The organism is Haemophilus sputorum HK 2154, from assembly GCF_000287615.1.
In the GTDB taxonomy this organism is placed as follows: Bacteria; Pseudomonadota; Gammaproteobacteria; order Enterobacterales; family Pasteurellaceae; genus Haemophilus_A; species Haemophilus_A sputorum.
In genome coordinates this window covers 13,970-31,682 of sequence record NZ_ALJP01000017.1, presented here as the reverse complement: position 1 = coordinate 31,682, position 17,713 = coordinate 13,970, and the positions used below count along the sequence as shown (strand labels likewise).

20 protein-coding genes are annotated in these 17,713 nt (G+C 40.2%); 3 read left to right on the top strand and 17 right to left on the bottom strand.

Annotated elements, in window-relative coordinates:
• Positions 1-208: 208 nt before the first annotated feature.
• The gene (fbp, locus tag HMPREF1128_RS08160) at positions 209-1,213 is read left to right on the top strand and encodes a class 1 fructose-bisphosphatase (RefSeq protein WP_007526189.1); all 1,005 of its coding nucleotides are present in this window, start codon (positions 209-211) and stop codon (positions 1,211-1,213) included.
• A 58-nt stretch (positions 1,214-1,271) separates the two neighbouring features.
• Here the strand turns inward: fbp and HMPREF1128_RS08155 are convergent, their stop codons facing one another.
• From HMPREF1128_RS08155 to HMPREF1128_RS08120, 8 genes are all read right to left on the bottom strand, one after another.
• Positions 1,272-2,006 (bottom strand): ABC transporter ATP-binding protein, encoded by a 735-nt coding sequence (locus HMPREF1128_RS08155; protein ID WP_007526209.1) that lies wholly within the window; start codon positions 2,004-2,006, stop codon positions 1,272-1,274.
• Between the two features lie 48 nt (positions 2,007-2,054).
• On the bottom strand, positions 2,055-2,822 hold the full coding sequence (gene fecE, locus HMPREF1128_RS08150; protein WP_007526206.1) for a Fe(3+) dicitrate ABC transporter ATP-binding protein FecE: 768 nt from the start codon (positions 2,820-2,822) through the stop codon (positions 2,055-2,057).
• The gene (gene fecD, locus HMPREF1128_RS08145) at positions 2,822-3,805 is read right to left on the bottom strand and encodes a Fe(3+) dicitrate ABC transporter permease subunit FecD (protein ID WP_007526185.1); all 984 of its coding nucleotides are present in this window, start codon (positions 3,803-3,805) and stop codon (positions 2,822-2,824) included. Before fecD ends, fecE begins: the two co-directional genes overlap by 1 nt.
• The gene (gene fecC, locus HMPREF1128_RS08140; protein ID WP_007526232.1) at positions 3,805-4,794 is read right to left on the bottom strand and encodes an iron-dicitrate ABC transporter permease FecC; all 990 of its coding nucleotides are present in this window, start codon (positions 4,792-4,794) and stop codon (positions 3,805-3,807) included. The genes fecD and fecC overlap by 1 nt, the downstream gene beginning before the upstream one ends.
• Positions 4,794-5,684: a Fe(3+) dicitrate ABC transporter substrate-binding protein gene (locus HMPREF1128_RS08135; RefSeq protein WP_007526246.1), complete on the bottom strand. Its 891-nt coding sequence runs from the start codon at positions 5,682-5,684 to the stop codon at positions 4,794-4,796. The genes fecC and HMPREF1128_RS08135 overlap by 1 nt, the downstream gene beginning before the upstream one ends.
• 123 nt (positions 5,685-5,807) lie before the next feature.
• Positions 5,808-6,785, bottom strand: a complete 978-nt coding sequence (locus HMPREF1128_RS08130; protein WP_007526219.1) for a FecCD family ABC transporter permease — start codon at positions 6,783-6,785, stop codon at positions 5,808-5,810.
• 227 nt (positions 6,786-7,012) lie between these two features.
• The gene (locus HMPREF1128_RS08125; RefSeq protein ID WP_007526236.1) at positions 7,013-7,798 is read right to left on the bottom strand and encodes a substrate-binding domain-containing protein; all 786 of its coding nucleotides are present in this window, start codon (positions 7,796-7,798) and stop codon (positions 7,013-7,015) included.
• A gap of 73 nt (positions 7,799-7,871) precedes the next feature.
• The gene (locus HMPREF1128_RS08120; RefSeq protein WP_007526180.1) at positions 7,872-9,794 is read right to left on the bottom strand and encodes a TonB-dependent receptor plug domain-containing protein; all 1,923 of its coding nucleotides are present in this window, start codon (positions 9,792-9,794) and stop codon (positions 7,872-7,874) included.
• 200 nt (positions 9,795-9,994) lie between these two features.
• Here HMPREF1128_RS08120 and HMPREF1128_RS08115 point away from each other — a divergent pair, with 200 nt between their 5' ends.
• The gene (locus tag HMPREF1128_RS08115) at positions 9,995-10,462 is read left to right on the top strand and encodes a hypothetical protein (RefSeq protein WP_007526244.1); all 468 of its coding nucleotides are present in this window, start codon (positions 9,995-9,997) and stop codon (positions 10,460-10,462) included.
• A 46-nt stretch (positions 10,463-10,508) separates the two neighbouring features.
• On the opposite strand, the gene HMPREF1128_RS08110 is transcribed toward HMPREF1128_RS08115, so the two are convergent.
• A complete protein-coding gene (locus tag HMPREF1128_RS08110) occupies positions 10,509-11,078 on the bottom strand; it encodes a hypothetical protein (protein ID WP_007526217.1) in 570 nt (189 codons plus the stop codon).
• 10 nt (positions 11,079-11,088) lie between these two features.
• Positions 11,089-11,406, bottom strand: a complete 318-nt coding sequence (locus tag HMPREF1128_RS08105) for a DUF2322 family protein (RefSeq protein WP_007526187.1) — start codon at positions 11,404-11,406, stop codon at positions 11,089-11,091.
• A 188-nt stretch (positions 11,407-11,594) separates the two neighbouring features.
• Here HMPREF1128_RS08105 and mqo point away from each other — a divergent pair, with 188 nt between their 5' ends.
• Positions 11,595-13,064 (top strand): malate dehydrogenase (quinone), encoded by a 1,470-nt coding sequence (gene mqo / locus HMPREF1128_RS08100; RefSeq protein ID WP_007526227.1) that lies wholly within the window; start codon positions 11,595-11,597, stop codon positions 13,062-13,064.
• Between the two features lie 74 nt (positions 13,065-13,138).
• Here the strand turns inward: mqo and HMPREF1128_RS08095 are convergent, their stop codons facing one another.
• The 7 genes from HMPREF1128_RS08095 to HMPREF1128_RS08065 form a co-directional block, all read right to left on the bottom strand.
• Positions 13,139-13,900: a hypothetical protein gene (locus tag HMPREF1128_RS08095; RefSeq protein ID WP_007526213.1), complete on the bottom strand. Its 762-nt coding sequence runs from the start codon at positions 13,898-13,900 to the stop codon at positions 13,139-13,141.
• 20 nt (positions 13,901-13,920) lie between these two features.
• Positions 13,921-14,355: a DUF4189 domain-containing protein gene (locus HMPREF1128_RS08090; RefSeq protein WP_007526215.1), complete on the bottom strand. Its 435-nt coding sequence runs from the start codon at positions 14,353-14,355 to the stop codon at positions 13,921-13,923.
• Between the two features lie 53 nt (positions 14,356-14,408).
• On the bottom strand, positions 14,409-14,939 hold the full coding sequence (locus HMPREF1128_RS08085) for a DUF4189 domain-containing protein (protein WP_007526230.1): 531 nt from the start codon (positions 14,937-14,939) through the stop codon (positions 14,409-14,411).
• Positions 14,940-15,038: 99 nt separating this feature from the next.
• The gene (locus tag HMPREF1128_RS08080) at positions 15,039-15,596 is read right to left on the bottom strand and encodes a DUF4189 domain-containing protein (protein ID WP_007526191.1); all 558 of its coding nucleotides are present in this window, start codon (positions 15,594-15,596) and stop codon (positions 15,039-15,041) included.
• 76 nt (positions 15,597-15,672) lie between these two features.
• Complete coding sequence (locus tag HMPREF1128_RS08075; RefSeq protein ID WP_007526177.1) at positions 15,673-16,677, bottom strand: DUF4424 family protein; 1,005 nt, start codon at positions 16,675-16,677, stop codon at positions 15,673-15,675.
• A gap of 91 nt (positions 16,678-16,768) precedes the next feature.
• Positions 16,769-17,209 carry a DUF6636 domain-containing protein gene (locus HMPREF1128_RS08070; protein WP_007526181.1) on the bottom strand — a complete coding sequence of 147 codons (441 nt, stop codon included), beginning with the start codon at positions 17,207-17,209 and terminating at the stop codon, positions 16,769-16,771.
• 96 nt (positions 17,210-17,305) lie between these two features.
• Positions 17,306-17,704, bottom strand: coding sequence for a hypothetical protein (locus tag HMPREF1128_RS08065; RefSeq protein WP_007526196.1), 399 nt, complete (start codon positions 17,702-17,704; stop codon positions 17,306-17,308).
• Positions 17,705-17,713: the final 9 nt, after the last annotated feature.

Genomic DNA, 17,713 nt, shown 5'->3' with positions numbered 1-17,713 from the left:
TGCTTTTTTTATATCTAAAATTCCTATCATCATTTTCTTGCCATATAAATTTAATTTTCTGTTTTTTCAGTAAGTTTTTTGTAAAACAGTACATAAAAACAACCGCTTGTTACAATTTTGTGATCTATTTCACAAAAATTGCCATTATTTCTGATCTTATGTGTGCATTTGATTAAAATAACCATATTAAGTTATCAGAGGATAAGATATGAAAACACTAGGCGAATTTATTATTGAGAAACAGGCCGAATACCCTGAAGCGAAAGGCGAATTGAGTGGTATTTTGTCTTCTATCCGTTTAGCGGCGAAAATTATTCACCGTGAAATTAACCGAGCGGGATTAAGCCAAGACATTTTAGGCGTAGCAGGTTCTGAGAATATTCAGGGCGAAGTACAAATGAAATTAGATGTCTTTGCTAATGAAACGATGAAACAAGCGTTAATAGGACGCGAAGAGGTGGCTGGCTTTGCTTCAGAAGAAGATGATACTTTTATTGGCTTTGATACTGAGCGTGGGCGTAATGCTAAATACATTTTAATGACCGATCCGTTAGATGGTTCTTCTAATATTGATGTGAATGTTTCTGTGGGTACGATTTTCTCTATTTATCGTCGTATCTCACCAATTGGCACACCGGTAACCATGGAGGATTTCTTACAACCAGGCCGTAAACAAGTAGCTTCTGGTTATGTGACTTACGGTTCTTCAACCATGTTAGTTTATACCACTGGAAACGGTGTGAATGGCTTCACTTATGACCCATCTTTAGGTCTGTTTATTCTTTCTCATCCAGAGATGAAAATGCCGGAAAAAGGCAAATATTATTCTATCAATGAAGGACAGTACGTTACCTTCCCAATGGGTGTGAAAAAATTCATTAAATACTGTCAAGAAAGTGATGCAGCAACTAAGCGTCCGTATTCTTCACGTTATATTGGCTCATTAGTATCAGATTTCCACAGAAATCTCTTAAAAGGCGGTATCTATATTTATCCTACATCCACGGTTTATCCGAAAGGTAAATTACGTTTGTTGTATGAAGGTAACCCGATGGCATTCCTTGCTGAACAAGCGGGAGGTATGGCAACGGATGGCTTTAATCCAATTTTAGATATTAAGCCAGAAACCTTGCACCAACGCGTACCATGCTTTATCGGTTCGACTGAGATGGTTAAACAAGCGGATAAATTTATGCAAGAATTTGCAGAATAATCATCATAAATGAAAAAAGCGATGTGTTTCATTCACATCGCTTTTTTATTTCCATCGATTAGCGTAATTTTTCTATTTGGCTGATCTCTCTTTTCAGCAAATCAATTTCAGCCTGAATTTGGAAAGTTTTTGCAAGATTTTCAGCTGTCAGTACCGCTTGAGTTTCTCCGTATGCTGCAATTTTCCCTTGGTGCAGTAAAATCACTTCATCACAGAAACGATAAGCCAACGACAGGTGATGAATGGCAACGACACATGTATGTTCCGGTGTGAGTGATTTAAGCTGTTCCATCATATCAATTTGATAATAAGGGTCGAGAGGCGCAATCGGCTCATCTACCAATAAAACAGGGGATTCTTTAATACAGCAACGAGCAAGTTGTACACGTGCTTTCTCGCCACCTGAAAGTTGTTGGAAAGGTTTGTTGAGTAAATGTGTCACTGCAAATTTTTCTGAAAACGCTTGAATTTTTGACCGCTCTTTTTCTTTTGGTAACGGAGCTGCCAAGCCTAATGCAATCACATCATAAACGGATAAATCCCAATGAATTTGCGTATTCTGGGCCAGGTAAGCAATATGTTGGCTTTTTTCAGTCGCATTCATTTTGCTTAATGACTGAGCATCAAACCAAATTTCTCCTTGTTTGAGGGGCAATATGCCAGCAATACTTTTTAATAACGTGGATTTTCCCGCGCCATTAGCACCCATAATGCCAACTAATTTTCCTTTTGGAATTTGACAAGAAATATTGGTTAAGCCGTATGGTTGACTGAGTTGTTTAATGTTAATCATATTTTGTCTAAAAAAGATAGGCTACCTGAAGTAGCCTATTGTAATGCTTTATTTCAAAATAAACATCGGTGTGTCGCTGATAGGATCACGATGAATGATGACATCTAAATCAAACACATCCTTCAGCAACTCTTCGGTCATCACTTCATCAGGTGTGCCTTGTGCCATTACGGCACCTTTTTTCATGACGATTAAGTAATCGCAATAGCGGCAGGCTTGGTTGAGATCATGCAACACCGTAATCACAGTTTTGCCGTTTTGTTGCATTTGTCGCATCATGCCCATGAGTTCTGCTTGGCGGTTTAAATCCAGATAAGTAGTCGGCTCATCGAGTAGCACTAATTCAGCATCTTGCGCAAGTGTCATGGCTAAAAATACCCGTTGTTGCTGACCACCAGATAAATCGGAAACCAACTGTTCGGCGAGTTCAGTAGTTTGTGTTTGTGTCATCGCCCAATTAACCAATTCTTCATCTTTTTGGCTGAGTTTACCCCAGAGGTTTAAGTAAGGCGAACGCCCGTAAGCAATCAATTCGCGTACTTTAATGCCTTCAGGTACCAAGTGTTGCTGCGGGAGAAAAGCCAATTCTTGGGCATATTCTTTAGGGCTTTTTTGCCAAATATCCTGACCTTTATGGGTGATTGAGCCTTGCTTTGGCTTAAGCAATCGAGCCACCGCTTTTAATGTGGTGGACTTACAGCAACCATTTGGGCCGATTAACGCAATCACTTTATTTTTCGGGAATTTTAGCGACAGATTTTTAACCACGAGTTTATCTTGATAACCTAAAGATAAATTATTGATTTCAATGCTCATTATTTAGTTCTCATCAATAAGTAGAAGAAATATGGCGCACCGATAATTGCGGTCAGAATACCTGCCGGCAGTTCAGTTGGTGGGTCAATCACCCGCGCCAAAATATCCGAAAGTTGTAATAAGAGGGCGCCAATAATCAAGGCTGCCGGTAATAGGGTACGATGTCTGCCACCGACTAAACGACGGGCAAGATGCGGCGCAACTAAGCCTAAAAAGGCAATCGGACCACAAATTGCCACGGCTGTAGTGGAAAGGGCTACCGCTAGCACTAAAACGCTTATTTGCACTTTATTTACGGTCACCCCCAAGGTAGAGGCTTTGTTTTCACCTAAACCAAGGGTGTCGAGATCGCGACAGAAAATAAATGGCAAGGGCAGCAATATCACTAACCATGGTAATACCACATTTAAATAAGACCAGCTACGCCCCCACAGGCTTCCTGTGAGCCATAACATCGCCGTATTGATCTCGACTGGATTGGTAAGCATTAGATAATGACTAATAGCAGCCCATAATGCGGAAAGTGCGACCCCAATGATTGCCATTTTGATAGGGCGGAAGTTAAAACCGCACACGACCCATAAAATGACAAAAGAGAGCACACCACCTAAAAAGGCAAAAATTGGCATCCAGTAAAAGGCTAAGTTTGGTAAGAACATCAATACCGAAACAGCAACCAACCCCGCCGCATTGTTAATCCCTAAAATATCGGGAGAAGCAAGCGGATTACGCACTACGCTTTGCACTAGCACACCGGAAATTGCTAAGGCGCCGCCTAATAAAATCGCTAACACCGCACGGGGGAGGCGATATTCCATCAAGGTAAAATAGTTTTTATCGTCAGGCTGAAAGGCTGCCCAAATTTCTTCAAAGGAAAGCGTATAAGTGCCGAGTCGAATACTCAATCCAAAGAGTAGTACCATCAGGCTAAGCGTGACGACATAAAAGCCGATAGTGCGGAAAGATACATGAGAGGTTCGCATTAGTGTCTTCCTCTGGCAAATAATACAAAGACTGGGGCACCGATTAAGGCAAGCACCGCACCAGCAGGCACTTCGCTAGGAAAGTTGACCGCGCGGGCAATGGTATCTGCAGCGAGCATTAAAATTGCGCCGAGTAACATCGCCATAGGGAGCGATTTTCGCAAGTCATAACCAATCCAATAGCGGGCAAGGTGGGGCACGAGTAAGCCAATAAAGGCCACAGGGCCAGCAACACTCACGCTTGAGCCCACAATCAATAACGCCATGATGTTAGCGTACCAGCGTAAACGGAAGAGATTGATGCCTAACGAACGCGCAGATTCATCGCTTAAATTGAGTAAATTTAAACGACTAGCAAAGAATAGACAGAAAAGTGCGGTCAAAATAAAGAACGGAAATAACGTCAATAATTCATTCCAACGAGCATGTGCAATGCCGCCAGCTAGCCAACTCATAATACCGAAGGCATGATCTTCCGCGATAATCAGCACCAATTTAGTGAGTGCTGCACAAAGTAGTGATACGGCAATCCCTGCTAAAATCACTCGGCTACGATCTCCACTGTTGTCTTTCCAGCCATTGCTGATCAGCATCACCACAAACCAACTCAGACCGCCACCGATACTAGCCACTAAGGCAATGCTATAACCAGAAAGAATCAAGGGGCTAAACGCACTGGCGGTTACCATTGCAAGACTAGCACCCGAGTTCACGCTGAGTAGCGTAGGGGAGGCAAGTGGATTGCGCGTAATGGTTTGTAACAATGCCCCCGCCACCGCAAGATTGGCACCTAAAATCATGCCAACTAATGCGCGCGGTAGGCGTAAATCGGTTACCGTAATTTTGGCAATTTCATCGCCATCGGGGAGGAACGCTTGTAACGCTGCAAGCGGTCGAATTTCGATGGGATAATACAAAAACAGGCTTCCCCATAATAGGAAAGCCAGAATGATAAGGGGAAGTCCCCAACGGAAAGCAGACTTCATCATTATTTTTGCTTCACGAAATCTTCAATTTGTTTTGCCATAATTTTGCTTGCTTCTAAACCGCGACCACGCGCCCACATGTCGGAGTCAACACTGTAAACATGGTTCGCTTTTACCGCAGGAATGGCTTTCCAAAGTGGCTCAGCTTCCCATTTGCGCGCAATGCTTTCATCACGATAATGGGCAATGAACAAGTATTCCGGTTTTTCCATTACTAATTGTTCAAGGTTGATTTCTACGAAAGCTTGATCACTATTGAGTTTAGTTGGCGCAAAACCTAATGTCGTTAAGAAACTACCCACATAGCCATTGTCATTTTGGATATTAAATTTATCTTCTCGGGAAGTACCAAATGAGGCTTTTTTGCCTTGTACACCTAGATTTTTTGCAATGTTGGCAATGTAATCATTATGCTCATTGATCTTCGCTTTCATTTCGCTACTTTTACCGACTAAATCACCAATTTTTTGCGCGGTTTCAAGATTTTCTTGATAACTTTCATGACGAGAATCGAACATCACTGTTGGCGCAATTTTTTTCAATTCTTCAAACACCGCTGTGTGACGGGAAGGATCGGCAATAATTAAATCGGGTTTGAGAGAAGCAATCACTTCAAGACTCGGTTGAGAACGTGTGCCAACAGATTGCCACTCAGCAATTTTTTCACGCACTTGCGGCAAAATACGATCGACTTTGTTATCGTCGGCCACACCTACTGGGCTTACACCGACTTGAGCTAAGGCATCTACAAAGGAATATTCCAATGCCACAACACGGCTTGGGGTTTTATCAAGGGTAAATTCACCTTTCGCATCTTTAACCGTCACTGCACTAGAAAATGCGGATACCATTAATAATGCAGAAGCTAAAGTGGTTTTGAATAATTTTTTCATGTTGTGTCCTCAATAATAAAAAGTGTTCAAATTATACGCGAATTTTATGAATTGAGAATAGTTATTTTTTATATTTTGAGTGATGAAAAATAAAACGGCATATTTTGAAATATGCCGTTAGGGTTAATGTGCGATTTTTCTCTGTTGCGTCAATAACATCCAAATCAAGCAAGGGGCACCGATAAGTGCAGTCAACGTGCCAATGTAAATATGTGAAAATAGTGGGATATATAAAATTGCCAAATCAGCCAGTAATAGCAATAATGCCCCGATTAGCGCACTAGTGAAGTAAAGTTGTGATGGGCGAGCTTTCAGTAAAATACGGGCGAAGTGTGGTGCGATTAAGCCGATAAACCCAATGGTACCAGTTTGCGGAATGGTCGCACCGACTAATAAAGCGACACCAAAGGTGCTGATGAAAAAGCTACGTTTGGGATCCACGCCCATGGTGCTAGCCGTTTCTTCACCAAAGGTGAGTAAATCTAAATATCGGCGGGTGTGGTATAAACAGAAAATCCCAACCAGAACAATCGGGAGTGAAATAAGCAATGTATCTAATTTAGCCCACATCAACGAGCCTTGTAGCCAACGATAAAGTTCAGCTAATGCCCATGGGCTTTCCGCGTTGGAAAGCAGCAATGCGATTGCTGACCCAAGCAACATATTGACCGCTAAACCGCTTAGAATCATCATCGTGGTGCCGTAGTTTTTAGCGATCAAATACACGATGAAAAAGCTTAAAAGCGCGCCAATTACTCCTCCGGCTAAGAGCAGTGAAAATGGCACGGCAAAATAATAGAGGATAAATACACTAGCAACCGTTGCGCCAGCGCTACTGCCGAGCAAGCCTGGACTCGCTAATGGGTTTTGGAAAATGCCTTGCATCGCATTGCCGGCAATCGCTAGGCTGGCACCCGTCAATAAAGCTAAACCAATGCGCGGAAAACGAATATCCCACAGCACCATCGAGCGCATATCGGTGAGCACGCCATCCGCATTTTTGAGATGGGCGAAATCGCCTAGCTGATGATAAATCGCAAAGCCGCTAATCAACAGCAACGCGAAGAAAAGTGCGGTATTTAATTTTAGTGTTTTGGTCAATGATCAATTTCCTATGTAATCCAAATATCATTTGTTAATTTGATTTTGTCAAATCTCCCCTAACCCCTCTTTGCTAAAGAGGGGAATTATTATGGTGATAATTTATAATTTTGGTATTTATTTTAATTATTCATACATAAAAATAGTAACTACGTCACCCTAGGTTAATTTAATAATGAAATACCCCTCTTTAGCAAAGAGGGGTTAGGGGAGATTTGTCAGCTACATTATTTTAATTGTTGATAAATCTTCTCCGCCCCTTGCCACACGCCGTGATCGAAGCAATAGGTATATTTCATCGGAATGCTTACAAGCGGTTGGTTTTTGAAAAAATCTTGCAGCATAGGGTGGTGCAGTAATTCAGCTTGTGCATTGTAACCTTGTTTGTCGGTCAGTGAAATTAGTACATTTGGTTGGCTTAAAATCACTTTTTCTAACGAGAAGTTTTGTGCGGTAAGTGGTGTTTTTAGTGGCGTTAATCCGAGTAAATTTAACAGTACAGGATATTGTGGGTAATAACTCTCTACCACACCTGTTTCCGACAAAATCAGTGTATCAGTAAGCGGTCGATTTAAGTGAACGTTTTGCGATTTGAGTTTTGTTACTAAATCAGTCGCCTTTTGCTCATTACCCAGTTGTTTGCCTAAGTCTAGAATTAGCGTAAATAATTCATCGGGCGTTTGTGGGCTGTCGTTAATGGGAATAATCTTCACATTGAGTTTTTTCAGCTCTGCGACTAATTGGGGATAAAAGGTTTCGTTAATCAGAATCGTTTTATCCAAATAGGGTAATAATTCCGTTAATTGCGGTTCCAGAACAGGTTTATCGGTATTGATTTTATCCAACATCATCAACGGATTTTTCGAATAAGGCGACTGTGCAGCAATTTGCGAAGGCTCCGCCAGTTCGATAAGCAGTCTGTCGCTGCAAAGCGTGAGCGAGACAAATTGTTCCGAAGCCTGAGCGGTAAACGGAAGGAAAAGTGCGGTTAAAATTAAGCGAGTTTTTTGCATATAGATAATGATACGCTACGCCATCAAGAATGTAAAAAGGCGTGCTAAGCACGCCCTTATGAGTGGGTAATAATTAGAACGATCCTTTCAACCCAACGTAAACATTACGTCCTTCTTGGCCGTAGCCCAGTACGTTTTCATATTTTTTATTGAATACGTTGTTAAGGTTCGCATAAATCGTCAAGCTATCCGCTACTTTATAGTTCACGCCTAAGTTTGCCAAGGTGTAAGATGGCAATTTTACTTTATGCGTGCTGTAGGTTGGTGAATAGTAGGTATCCATGCGTTTGCCTGTGTAAGAGACATTTACATCTGTGCCCAATTTTTCAGTGATTTGGTATGCTAAGCCTGCGTTCGCCAAATGTTTTGGACGACGTGTCAATTCAGCGCCTTTGCTATCTCGGGTTTGTGTGTAGGTGTAGTTAGCGTAAGCAGTTAATACATCGGTGATTTTACCGTTGTAAGCCACTTCAACACCTTTCACTTTGCTTTTACCTTCAAGGTTTACTGCACGGCTTGCATAAGTGGTAAAGTTGATTACTTCGCTGCTAATCGCGTTTTTCACGTTGCGAGCGAAATAAGTCACATCAAAGCTGTGACGCCCATCATTGGTTTCAAACAAGAAACCAACATCGCCACCTACACTTTTCTCTGGTTGTAAATTCGGGTTACCGATATATCGCGCGTTGTAACCGTAATATTCAGTGATCGTCGGGTTTTGAATTGCTGAACCGAAACTTGCGTGGGCTTTCACATTGTTGTGTAAACGGTAAGCGCCAGCGATACGGCCCGTCCATGAGTTTTCGTATTCAGAGCTGTCAGTGTAACGACCACTAATATTTAAGCTATGATCTGCATCGTGTAATAAGCGATATTCTGCCGCTAAGCTTTTCTCAACAAGTTTTTTATTACCTGCATTATTGAAATAAGACGAGTTGAAATCTGTTTTTTGATAGTCAGTTAAAAAGCTTAAACCTTGCGTGAGAGTGCCTTCACGATCAAAATTGACGTCTAATTGATAGTTCGCATTGAGTTTTTTCGCATCGTAAGCCGATGTGTAGCCAACGGTATCGCTGTCAGTTTTGAGATGGCTTACTCCCACTTTGTGTTTAAGCAATTCATCATCATTACCTAAGAAACCACTTAATTTGAATAAGGTGTCACGTGTACGGGTGTAGTGGCCTTTTTCATCCGTTGCGCTGTTATCAAAGTTAGCTGTTTGGCTGCTGTGAGAGGTTAAGAAGTCGAAACCTTTTTGGTTATCGTCATAGCCGAAACGAAGAGAAGCGTTATCACGATGGAATTTATCGCGTTCGCTTGAGCCACCGGTACTTACCGCTGTGCCATCTTGCGCAGTGTAGTTAAAGCGGTTTTTGCTGAGTGCTGAAATGCCTTTGGTGTGGTGACTGTCACCATGTAAAGCATAATAGAAATTGTTGTTTGAGCCTGAAAGGGTTAATGAACCATCCACTGTGCGATTCGAGCCTGTGCCAAAATCGTAATCGACATTGAAGGTTTTGCCTTTTTCTAAACCTTTTTTCGTGGTGATATAAATTACACCACCCATGGCATCACTTCCCCAAAGGGCAGATTGTTCACCGCGTAGTACTTCAATGCGGTCGATATTGCTTAATGCTAAGCCACCGAAATCAAAGCCATAGCCAGAAACAGGGTTCACTTTCACGCCATCAATAATCACAGCAGTGTGGTTTGCATCCGCACCACGTAAGAATACATTAGTTAATGTGCCACGACCGCCAGAAGCACTTACAGCTAAGCTTGGTACCGTTTTCAACACATCACTGACATAAGTCGCACCACGTTGTGCAAAATCTTTTTCGGTTAAAACGGTAACAGATGAAGCGGTTTGATGAAGGCTCGTTGGCGTGGCTGAGGCAGAATAGACGTTAATCACATCTAATTTTGCCACATCTTCAGCCGCCGCTAATGCCGGAATCGCTAATAAGATCGCTGAAGTAATCACATTTTTTTTCATTTTAAAATCCCTAGGATAAAAGTCTGTATAAAAGCGCCAGCAGTTTACACATTTGAGGCCTGGCAAGCAAATCTCTCATGATGAAAATAACTCATAATCAAAATGAATAGAATTTGAGATACAGAAAAATAAGCTATTAACTAAAAATTAAGCTATCATAATGACCATTTTTCTTTATATATCTCTTATCTCGGAATTTTATGAACAAACTTAAAATTGTTTTATTAAGCGTAGTTGCACTAGGATTATTTGCTTGTAAAAGCCAACCTGTACCTAAGAAAACGGTAAAAACCGGTTTTTTAAAAGATGAAATTAGTCAAGCTGAGTTGAATAACCCGAAAGACTACAAGCGTTATTATTACTCTTGCAATAATGCAGAAACCGGTGAGACTTCTTATTTAGCAACCTATTTCCCACTTTCAAGAGAAAGTCGATTGAAAGATAATTTCGGCTTCTATTTTCAGTTAGATGGCGGCAAAGCAATGCCGTTTGATCATCTTGAAAATAAAGTGTTGAATGCGAGAGGAAATCGATTTGAGGTGACATACCGTTCTTACCATCCTATTGCAGGTAATTACGTGAATTTAGTCGCACGTGAACGCAGCTCAATCTATTACAAAAATTATCAAGGAATGCAGTTGCCTTGGTTGGAATGTCGAGAAGGTTAGTATGAAAATAAAGGGTTAAAGCAAGTTGGCTTTAACCCTTTATTTATTATTTGGTAACTACAATTTTTGAGCCACTTGAGAAGCTCACTTGTTTTGGCTTGTTAATCGCACGGATATCAGCCGTTTTGCTGAGAAATTGCTTTTGTGCAGCTTCTGGCAGTTCGCCTAATGGTAGGCGGATGGTGATTTCCATTTGCTTGCCACTAGCAAGTGGCGGTTCAAATTCAAGTGGTAACTCTTTTGAATACAATGGTGTTTGTTTTCCAATCACATAAGAGGAAACCCAGCCAAGAGATTGGATTTGGTTTTTGCCTTTATTTTGAATCTGATAGGTTAATGTAACATAAGATTGATTGTTTTCTTCTGTCTGCACACCACGCGCAATAAATTGAATGCTTACGTTACGATTAAATTGCTCAAGCTCTTCATTTTGAGGGGCGCTTTGGGGCGTTTCTTTTTGTTGTGGTTTCGTGCTTTTTTTAGCTGGTGCTGGCGCTTTAGTTTGTGGTTGAGTTTTAGCTGGCGTTTTATTTTCTGTTTTTTCAGCCGCAAAAGCGTTTGGGAAGATTAGCCCAGTAACGAATGCATAAATGATAGCCCATGAATACTTTTTCATATTTCCTCCGTTATTTGATAAGTGGTACCAAACTCAGTTGTAAATTTTCAGAGATGACTTGATTGAGTAAATCAATATTTGGATGTTTTCCTGGGTATTGTTTGGCATCTTCAACATGTTCAGCAAACCATTCTAGCCCTTGTTGCGCGCTACAAGCGGTCAGTTTTCCATCGAATTTTGCAAATAGGGCATGATAGAGTTTTAATGAGCCTAATTTGCCCTCAATCGCAGGAATCGTGTGAATAACTTCTCCTGTGGCGTTTTTAACGTCTAAACCGCGAAGATGATCGATAGCGGGAAAGCTGGCTAAATAATCTTTGAACTGCATAAGTCTCTCCAATGATAAAAAGGTTAATAATTATATCAGTCTTTTAGTTGCTCATTAGTATTTATTCTTTCTCTTTTTAGGCTAAATCGCTTTAGCAAAATATCTTTTGGCAACCGTTTGCAATAGCCATTTTAAGCGACTATCATTAACTTAGAAACTCAAACAAAACAAACACAAAGGAAATCATTATGAGTCAATTACACTCACAATCTGACATTGTGCTGATTGGTGCGGGTATTATGAGTGGCACGCTTGGCACGCTGTTAAAAGCTTTAATGCCAGAGAAAAGCATTACCATTTTTGAAGCTGAACCAGATATTGCGTTAGAAAGCTCTAATGAATGGCATAATGCAGGCACAGGGCATGCTGCACTTTGTGAACTAAACTATACTGCTGAAAAAGCAGATGGCACTATTGATATTAGCAAAGCGCTTGATATTAACGAAAAATATCAGCTTTCGTTAGAGCTTTGGTCATATTTGGTGGAAACTGGTTGCATTGAAAATCCAGCGGATTTTATCCGTAAATTGCCACATATGAGTTTTGTGCAAGGCGAAAAAGATGTCAAATTCTTGAAAAAACGTTTTGAAACCCTTTCAACTCATCCACTGTTTGAAGGGATGCAATTTGCTGATGATGCAGAAACGTTAAAACAATGGATTCCATTGATGATGGAAAACCGTGTGAATAAAGAGCCAGTTGCAGCAACATGGATGGAGCACGGTACTGATGTCAATTTTGGGGAGTTAACCCGTAAACTCTTTAAGCACTTAGTCAAATCAGGTTGCCGCTTAGAAGTGAATCATCCAGTTTGTGGCTTAGATAAAACCGCAGAGGGTTGGCGTTTATCTGTTAAAGATGCAAGCGGTCAAATTTTCCAACACGATTGCAAATTTGTCTTTATTGGTTGTGGCGGCGGTTCGCTTAACTTATTACAAAAAAGCCATATTCAAGAAGCGAGACATATCGGTGGTTTCCCTGTGAGTGGAATTTTTATGGTGTGTCGCAATCCTGAAATCGTGGAAAAACACCATGCTAAAGTTTATGGTAAAGCGAAAATTGGTGCGCCCCCAATGTCGGTGCCGCATTTAGATACCCGCTTTATTGAGGGTAAGAAAACCTTGTTATTTGGGCCTTTCGCTGGCTTTACCACGAAATTTCTGAAAAATGGTTCACAATGGGATTTCCCAAGCTCATTTAAGGCAGATAATTTTGTTACCATGATGCTTGCTGGCTGCAAAAATATCCCACTGACACAATATTTAATTAAGCAGGCGCTTTTAACGAAAGAGCAGCGCATGGAAGATTTACGCGCTTTCTTGCCTGATGCCAAAAGTGAAGATTGGGATGTGATTATCGCAGGTCAGCGTGTGCAAATTATCAAAGATCAGCCGAATGAAAAAGGCGTGTTATGTTTTGGCACAGAAGTGATTACTTCGGAAGATAAAAGCATTGCAGGCCTACTTGGTGCATCTCCTGGTGCTTCAACTTCGGTGGATGCGATGTTAAGCGTACTTAGCCAATGTTTTATTGCGCAACAACCAGAATTAGCAGAGAAATTAAAAGCAATTGTGCCAACTTATGGTGAAAAATTGCGAGATAATCCAGCTTTGATTCATGAGGTAAGAGCGAAAGCTGAAAAATGGTTAGGTGTGTAGGTGTTGATTTTAATGAACTAAAGGGGCGTATGATGTACGCCCCTTTGTTTGTTGATATGAAGCAAGTCAATCAATTATTTCTTCGCTTTTTTCTCTTTTACAAAGTGTTTGCCATCAAAACGATAATAAATGCGTTCTGAGGTCATTTTTCCGTTACCACAGGTATCTTCAAATTGATGTACTAACGGGAAGCTAAAGCGGTTATTTTTCAAGTCGTAATCAAAATAGGCATTCGATTCTGGTAAATCATTATTCGTATATGAGATAAACGATACCTCAATATTAGAAGTTGGTTTTTTACCTTGAATCAGATTGGCTTCTTCTAAACCTTTTTCCGTAATTTGATAAAATTTCGCTGCGATTGCATGATGACATTGACTGTAGATGTCAGAGGTTTCTATATAATAGTAAGGTTTTCCATTCAATTTAAGCGGTACTAGTCTGGTTATAAAAGAGCTTAACTCATTAACTTCCGTTTTCCAAGTGCCATTAGGTAGCTGATAACGCCAAATGCTGCCATATTCGTGCATTGTCCCGCCAGATTGCCAATCCCAAACAAGAATTTGCAGTTTTTGGTCTTCTGAAGTGAGCATGCCAACACCCACTTCAGGTGCTTTTTCCCAAGTGCAGAATTTGCCTTCTAATTTTTCAATTTTGGCTAGTGCGTCTTTAAAACGTTTTTCTGAAGACTGGTATTTTTCTTCATTCTTTTCGTTATAGTTGCCGTAGGTTTCCATCTCTGAATAACTTGCTGCTAATTCGCTATCAATGATTTCACATTGGTTAGCATAAGCGGCAGAAGAAAAGAGACATAGGCAAAGTAAGATTTTTTTCATAGAGCGTTCCTTTTTTAAGATTATTTTTCGCAAGCAGAGAAAGTGATTGTGCAATTCGCTGAATTCGTTTTACAGGCAGCCAAGGCTTCTTGTTCAGCTTCTTCTCGCTTCATTCTGAAATTGCGAACTGCGGCATATTTTTCAGGGGAGTCTCCCGTTGCCAATGCGACACAAGCATGATTAGCTTCTGTGACAATTTGACAATATTGTTTATTTGCATCATTTGAAGCAAGCTCGCAATCTTTTAGTGCTTTATTTTGAGCAGCCTTTATCATACCTCCCTCGCCATAACCAAAAGCACCATTTTGTGGATTATAAGCAATTACACTCCACCAATTAGGAAAATCTAGAAGTGGCGGTCGTGGTGGATACGACATTTGATCTTCGATTGAAGGTGTTTTCGCAGAAACTGAAACGGATAAAGCACATAAAGCTAATGTAAGTAATCTTTTCATAATAATCCTTTTGCTAGGGCGTATTTGATACGCCCTAGATTGATTTTAAGCGTTTATTGATACATATAGTATTTATATTGCGCGTCTAATTGACGAATTTCAATTTGGCAGTTTTTAGCTTTGCTGGCTTGGCAATTTAATAACGCTTCCTGTTCAACTGTGCCACAGATGCCAGAACGAGAGAAGAAGTAAGTCCAATTCCCGTTTTTATCTTTTGAAGATGCCATAGCAAGACAGCCATTTAATTGTGTTGCCGCTCCTTCGCATTCTCCTCGTTCTGCTTTTTCACAGTGCATTCTTGCATCCATAATCGCCACAGATTCGCCTAAAAAGCCAGTTGACCATCCCCAATCTCCAGTGGCTTTATTGATGGCAATGGCAGCATAGTAGTCAGAACCGACTGGTGGTCCTACTTGCGCATTTGAATATCCCCCTTGTGGAGGGGCTGAATTATAGATAATCATTCTTCCATCAGGACCAATAATTCGACACGTTCCAGTTGCTGGATCAAATTGCCCACCACAGCTATTCGCATAAGGGCTGCAAGCAAGCATCATGAATAGAATTAACCAATATTTTTTCATTTTTATTCCTTGTAAAAAGTGAGAGAAATTTGACCGCTCTTGCATCAAGAAGATTAAGGTGGTGCGAAGCTTTTTAAAATTCATGCACAAGTATTTATGCTAGTCTTGTGAGAATTTTCCCCATAAGAGTTTATCAATAACGTATTTATAATGTGCGTCTAATTGACGAATTTCAATTTGGCAGTTTTTAGCTTTGCTGGCTTTGCAATGTGATAATGCTTCCTGTTCAACTGAACCACAGATGCCACTATGAGAGAAGAAGTAAGTCCAATTCCCTTTTTTATCTTTTGACGATGCCATAGCAAGACAGCCACTTAATTGCGTCGCAACCACTTCGCATTTTCCTTGTCCTGCTTCTTCACAATTCATTATGGCATCCAGCGAAGCATCATTAGCGCCTAATTGACCTGTTGACCATCCCCAACCTCCAGTGGCTTTATTGATAGCTATCGCTGCATAGTAGTCAGAACGTGGTGGTGCTACTGGCACATTCGAATAACCACTAGAATATCCTCCTTGAGATGAGCAATTTGGATTATAACCATAGCTGCATAATGAAGGATCATTCTGTAATGCCCCTCTGGTTACATCATAAGTGGGATTGGCATAGGTATTGCCAGCAAACATCATTAATAGGATTAACCAATATTTTTTCATTTTTGATTCCTTGTGAAAAATCCTGTGAGGTTTGTCTTCTCTTTATGGTAAAAGCATATCGCTTAGTAATAAGTTTCTATTCAACAAACCTTGCATCTATACCATATAGCACATCTAAATCATGTTGTGGTAAGAAGTCTTTTTCTTTTACTTGATATTGCACAACTTTATCGTTTTGCAGTACTTTTTTCACCTCACCTTTACCTTTCCAGCAGAAAGAAACGATCTGTGTTTTTGGTCTTTCAATGGTAAGCGTAAAATCCGCAATAGGTTTAGCCCAGTTTGCCCCAGTTTTAAGAATATAACCTAATTCGTGATAATATATTCCTTGCGATTTTGCTTTTACTGATTTTTTAAATGATGGATCAATACAAAAAGTATCGGCAAATTTTTTATAATTGAGGAGTTCAGGAAGCCCCACCCCTCCCCCGACTAGAGGGGTATATTCATGCTGAATTTGAGTAATCGAATTGGCTTTAAAGGTTTGTTGCCAGCTATAAATAATTTGTCCACCCCAAAAGGCTACCATATCGACATCTTCGCCATCTTCAGATTTGTATGAATATTTAGCAAGACGTGGATCCTGACATTTCAAGATTTTCTTATCTGCAGAATCTGATTTACGTAACCAAGGCTCCATTAACTCTTCTTCAGTTAAACCACAGGCACGAAGAATGTCCGTGACATCATGTGAAACAAATTCTCTTTTCTCTGGATCATCTTCATTTTTGGTTTCGTAAAAGAATGCGCGTACATGAGTCGTCGGTTTGATTTCTTTGCCATTTGCATAAATCTTAAAAGAATTGATTAAACTTTGGGTGTCAGCAAAATCACCGTAATCGTGGAGCATCACTTCCGGTAATGGGAATAGCACCGTTTCAGTAATGTCTTTATCGGTCAGATTGCGATATTCATATTTCACCTTAATTTTATCTTGGCTGATAAATAGGTTTTCTTTTTGCATCGCAATATGCTCATTTTTAATATATTCCACACCACCAGTAGAGACCGTTCCCGTACTGTCGTTGGCTTGAGCTATAAATGGAAGACAAAGAATCGTTAAGAGAAGAGACTTTTTCATGATTGGTTTTCCTTGTAAAAAGTAAGAAAAATTTGACCGCTCTTGTGGTAAGGCAATTACCGTATTGTGTATTTTTCAAATACGCTACGAACTAAAATAATTTTTGTTTTGCTTGGCTAATTTTAAAACCGTGTTTTTCTTGGTTTGAACAAGTTAATGAATTGCCCGAAGCAGTGCATTGCCAGCCTTTGCCTTTAATTGTTTCACCATCTTTCAAAATTTGTGAGTCTGGTACAGCAGGGGTATCACTTGCACAAACAAGTGAAGCCTTTCCTGTTGCGCCAACAGAAAATAGCTCGCCCCATTCGAATTCACAATCTTTCGGACGCGGTAAAATCGGTTTTCCTTTAATTTTAGTAACACATTCAACTTGGGGGTTTAGACCAGGAAGGTCGCCAGAGCAATAAATAGCGTCATTAGCCGTGCGGAAACTGATGAAAGAGTCTGAGTTTGATGCGGTTTCTATTTGCGGGGTTAAGGCAAAGCTAGAAACAGAGAAAGTACATAAAGTGAATACAAATAATTTTTTCATGTTGAATTCCTTGTTGAGTGGCGGAATTGGTAAATTCCTACAAAATTTAACCGCTTGTAAGCCCTTTTGAATTGCTAGGTTATGAGTTTACTTGTTTTATTTCTTACAATAAAGGTAGGATAACAAACTTAACAATAATGGGCATAAAAAATAAATATAAACCGATGAGGTTTGGAATATGCCATCATAATTGGTGCCTTGTAGCGCATTCAAATCAAATAAATATTTCCCGAATACCCCAGCTTTCGCTATCCATAGCAACATCGCAAAGCGACGATAAAAACGTTGAAAGATAGCAAAAAAGAGATAACTGAAACTGGTAATGGCAATAAGTCTAAAATAGATATTAATAGAATGATTTAGACTATTAGCCACAGGATCATTGAATGCTAAATTATAACCAATAACTTGCACCCAATGTACGCCAAAGTTGAACCAGAAATAAGCACTAAATAACAACATGGCGAAATGTATTAAAAAGAGTAGGCCTTTCATTTGGAACAC

Coding starts and splice junctions, on each gene's coding strand:
- HMPREF1128_RS08120 (WP_007526180.1), bottom strand. CDS start 9,794: ATGAAAAAAAATGTGATTACTTCAGCGATCTTATTAGCGATTCCGGCA.
- fecE (WP_007526206.1), bottom strand. CDS start 2,822: ATGAGCATTGAAATCAATAATTTATCTTTAGGTTATCAAGATAAACTC.
- HMPREF1128_RS08110 (WP_007526217.1), bottom strand. CDS start 11,078: ATGAAAAAGTATTCATGGGCTATCATTTATGCATTCGTTACTGGGCTA.
- fecD (WP_007526185.1), bottom strand. CDS start 3,805: ATGCGAACCTCTCATGTATCTTTCCGCACTATCGGCTTTTATGTCGTC.
- fbp (WP_007526189.1), top strand. CDS start 209: ATGAAAACACTAGGCGAATTTATTATTGAGAAACAGGCCGAATACCCT.
- HMPREF1128_RS08155 (WP_007526209.1), bottom strand. CDS start 2,006: ATGATTAACATTAAACAACTCAGTCAACCATACGGCTTAACCAATATT.
- HMPREF1128_RS08090 (WP_007526215.1), bottom strand. CDS start 14,355: ATGAAAAGATTACTTACATTAGCTTTATGTGCTTTATCCGTTTCAGTT.
- HMPREF1128_RS08070 (WP_007526181.1), bottom strand. CDS start 17,209: ATGAAAAAATTATTTGTATTCACTTTATGTACTTTCTCTGTTTCTAGC.
- HMPREF1128_RS08085 (WP_007526230.1), bottom strand. CDS start 14,939: ATGAAAAAATATTGGTTAATTCTATTCATGATGCTTGCTTGCAGCCCT.
- HMPREF1128_RS08095 (WP_007526213.1), bottom strand. CDS start 13,900: ATGAAAAAAATCTTACTTTGCCTATGTCTCTTTTCTTCTGCCGCTTAT.
- mqo (WP_007526227.1), top strand. CDS start 11,595: ATGAGTCAATTACACTCACAATCTGACATTGTGCTGATTGGTGCGGGT.
- HMPREF1128_RS08080 (WP_007526191.1), bottom strand. CDS start 15,596: ATGAAAAAATATTGGTTAATCCTATTAATGATGTTTGCTGGCAATACC.
- HMPREF1128_RS08135 (WP_007526246.1), bottom strand. CDS start 5,684: ATGAAAAAATTATTCAAAACCACTTTAGCTTCTGCATTATTAATGGTA.
- HMPREF1128_RS08065 (WP_007526196.1), bottom strand. CDS start 17,704: ATGAAAGGCCTACTCTTTTTAATACATTTCGCCATGTTGTTATTTAGT.
- HMPREF1128_RS08075 (WP_007526177.1), bottom strand. CDS start 16,677: ATGAAAAAGTCTCTTCTCTTAACGATTCTTTGTCTTCCATTTATAGCT.
- fecC (WP_007526232.1), bottom strand. CDS start 4,794: ATGATGAAGTCTGCTTTCCGTTGGGGACTTCCCCTTATCATTCTGGCT.
- HMPREF1128_RS08105 (WP_007526187.1), bottom strand. CDS start 11,406: ATGCAGTTCAAAGATTATTTAGCCAGCTTTCCCGCTATCGATCATCTT.
- HMPREF1128_RS08125 (WP_007526236.1), bottom strand. CDS start 7,798: ATGCAAAAAACTCGCTTAATTTTAACCGCACTTTTCCTTCCGTTTACC.
- HMPREF1128_RS08115 (WP_007526244.1), top strand. CDS start 9,995: ATGAACAAACTTAAAATTGTTTTATTAAGCGTAGTTGCACTAGGATTA.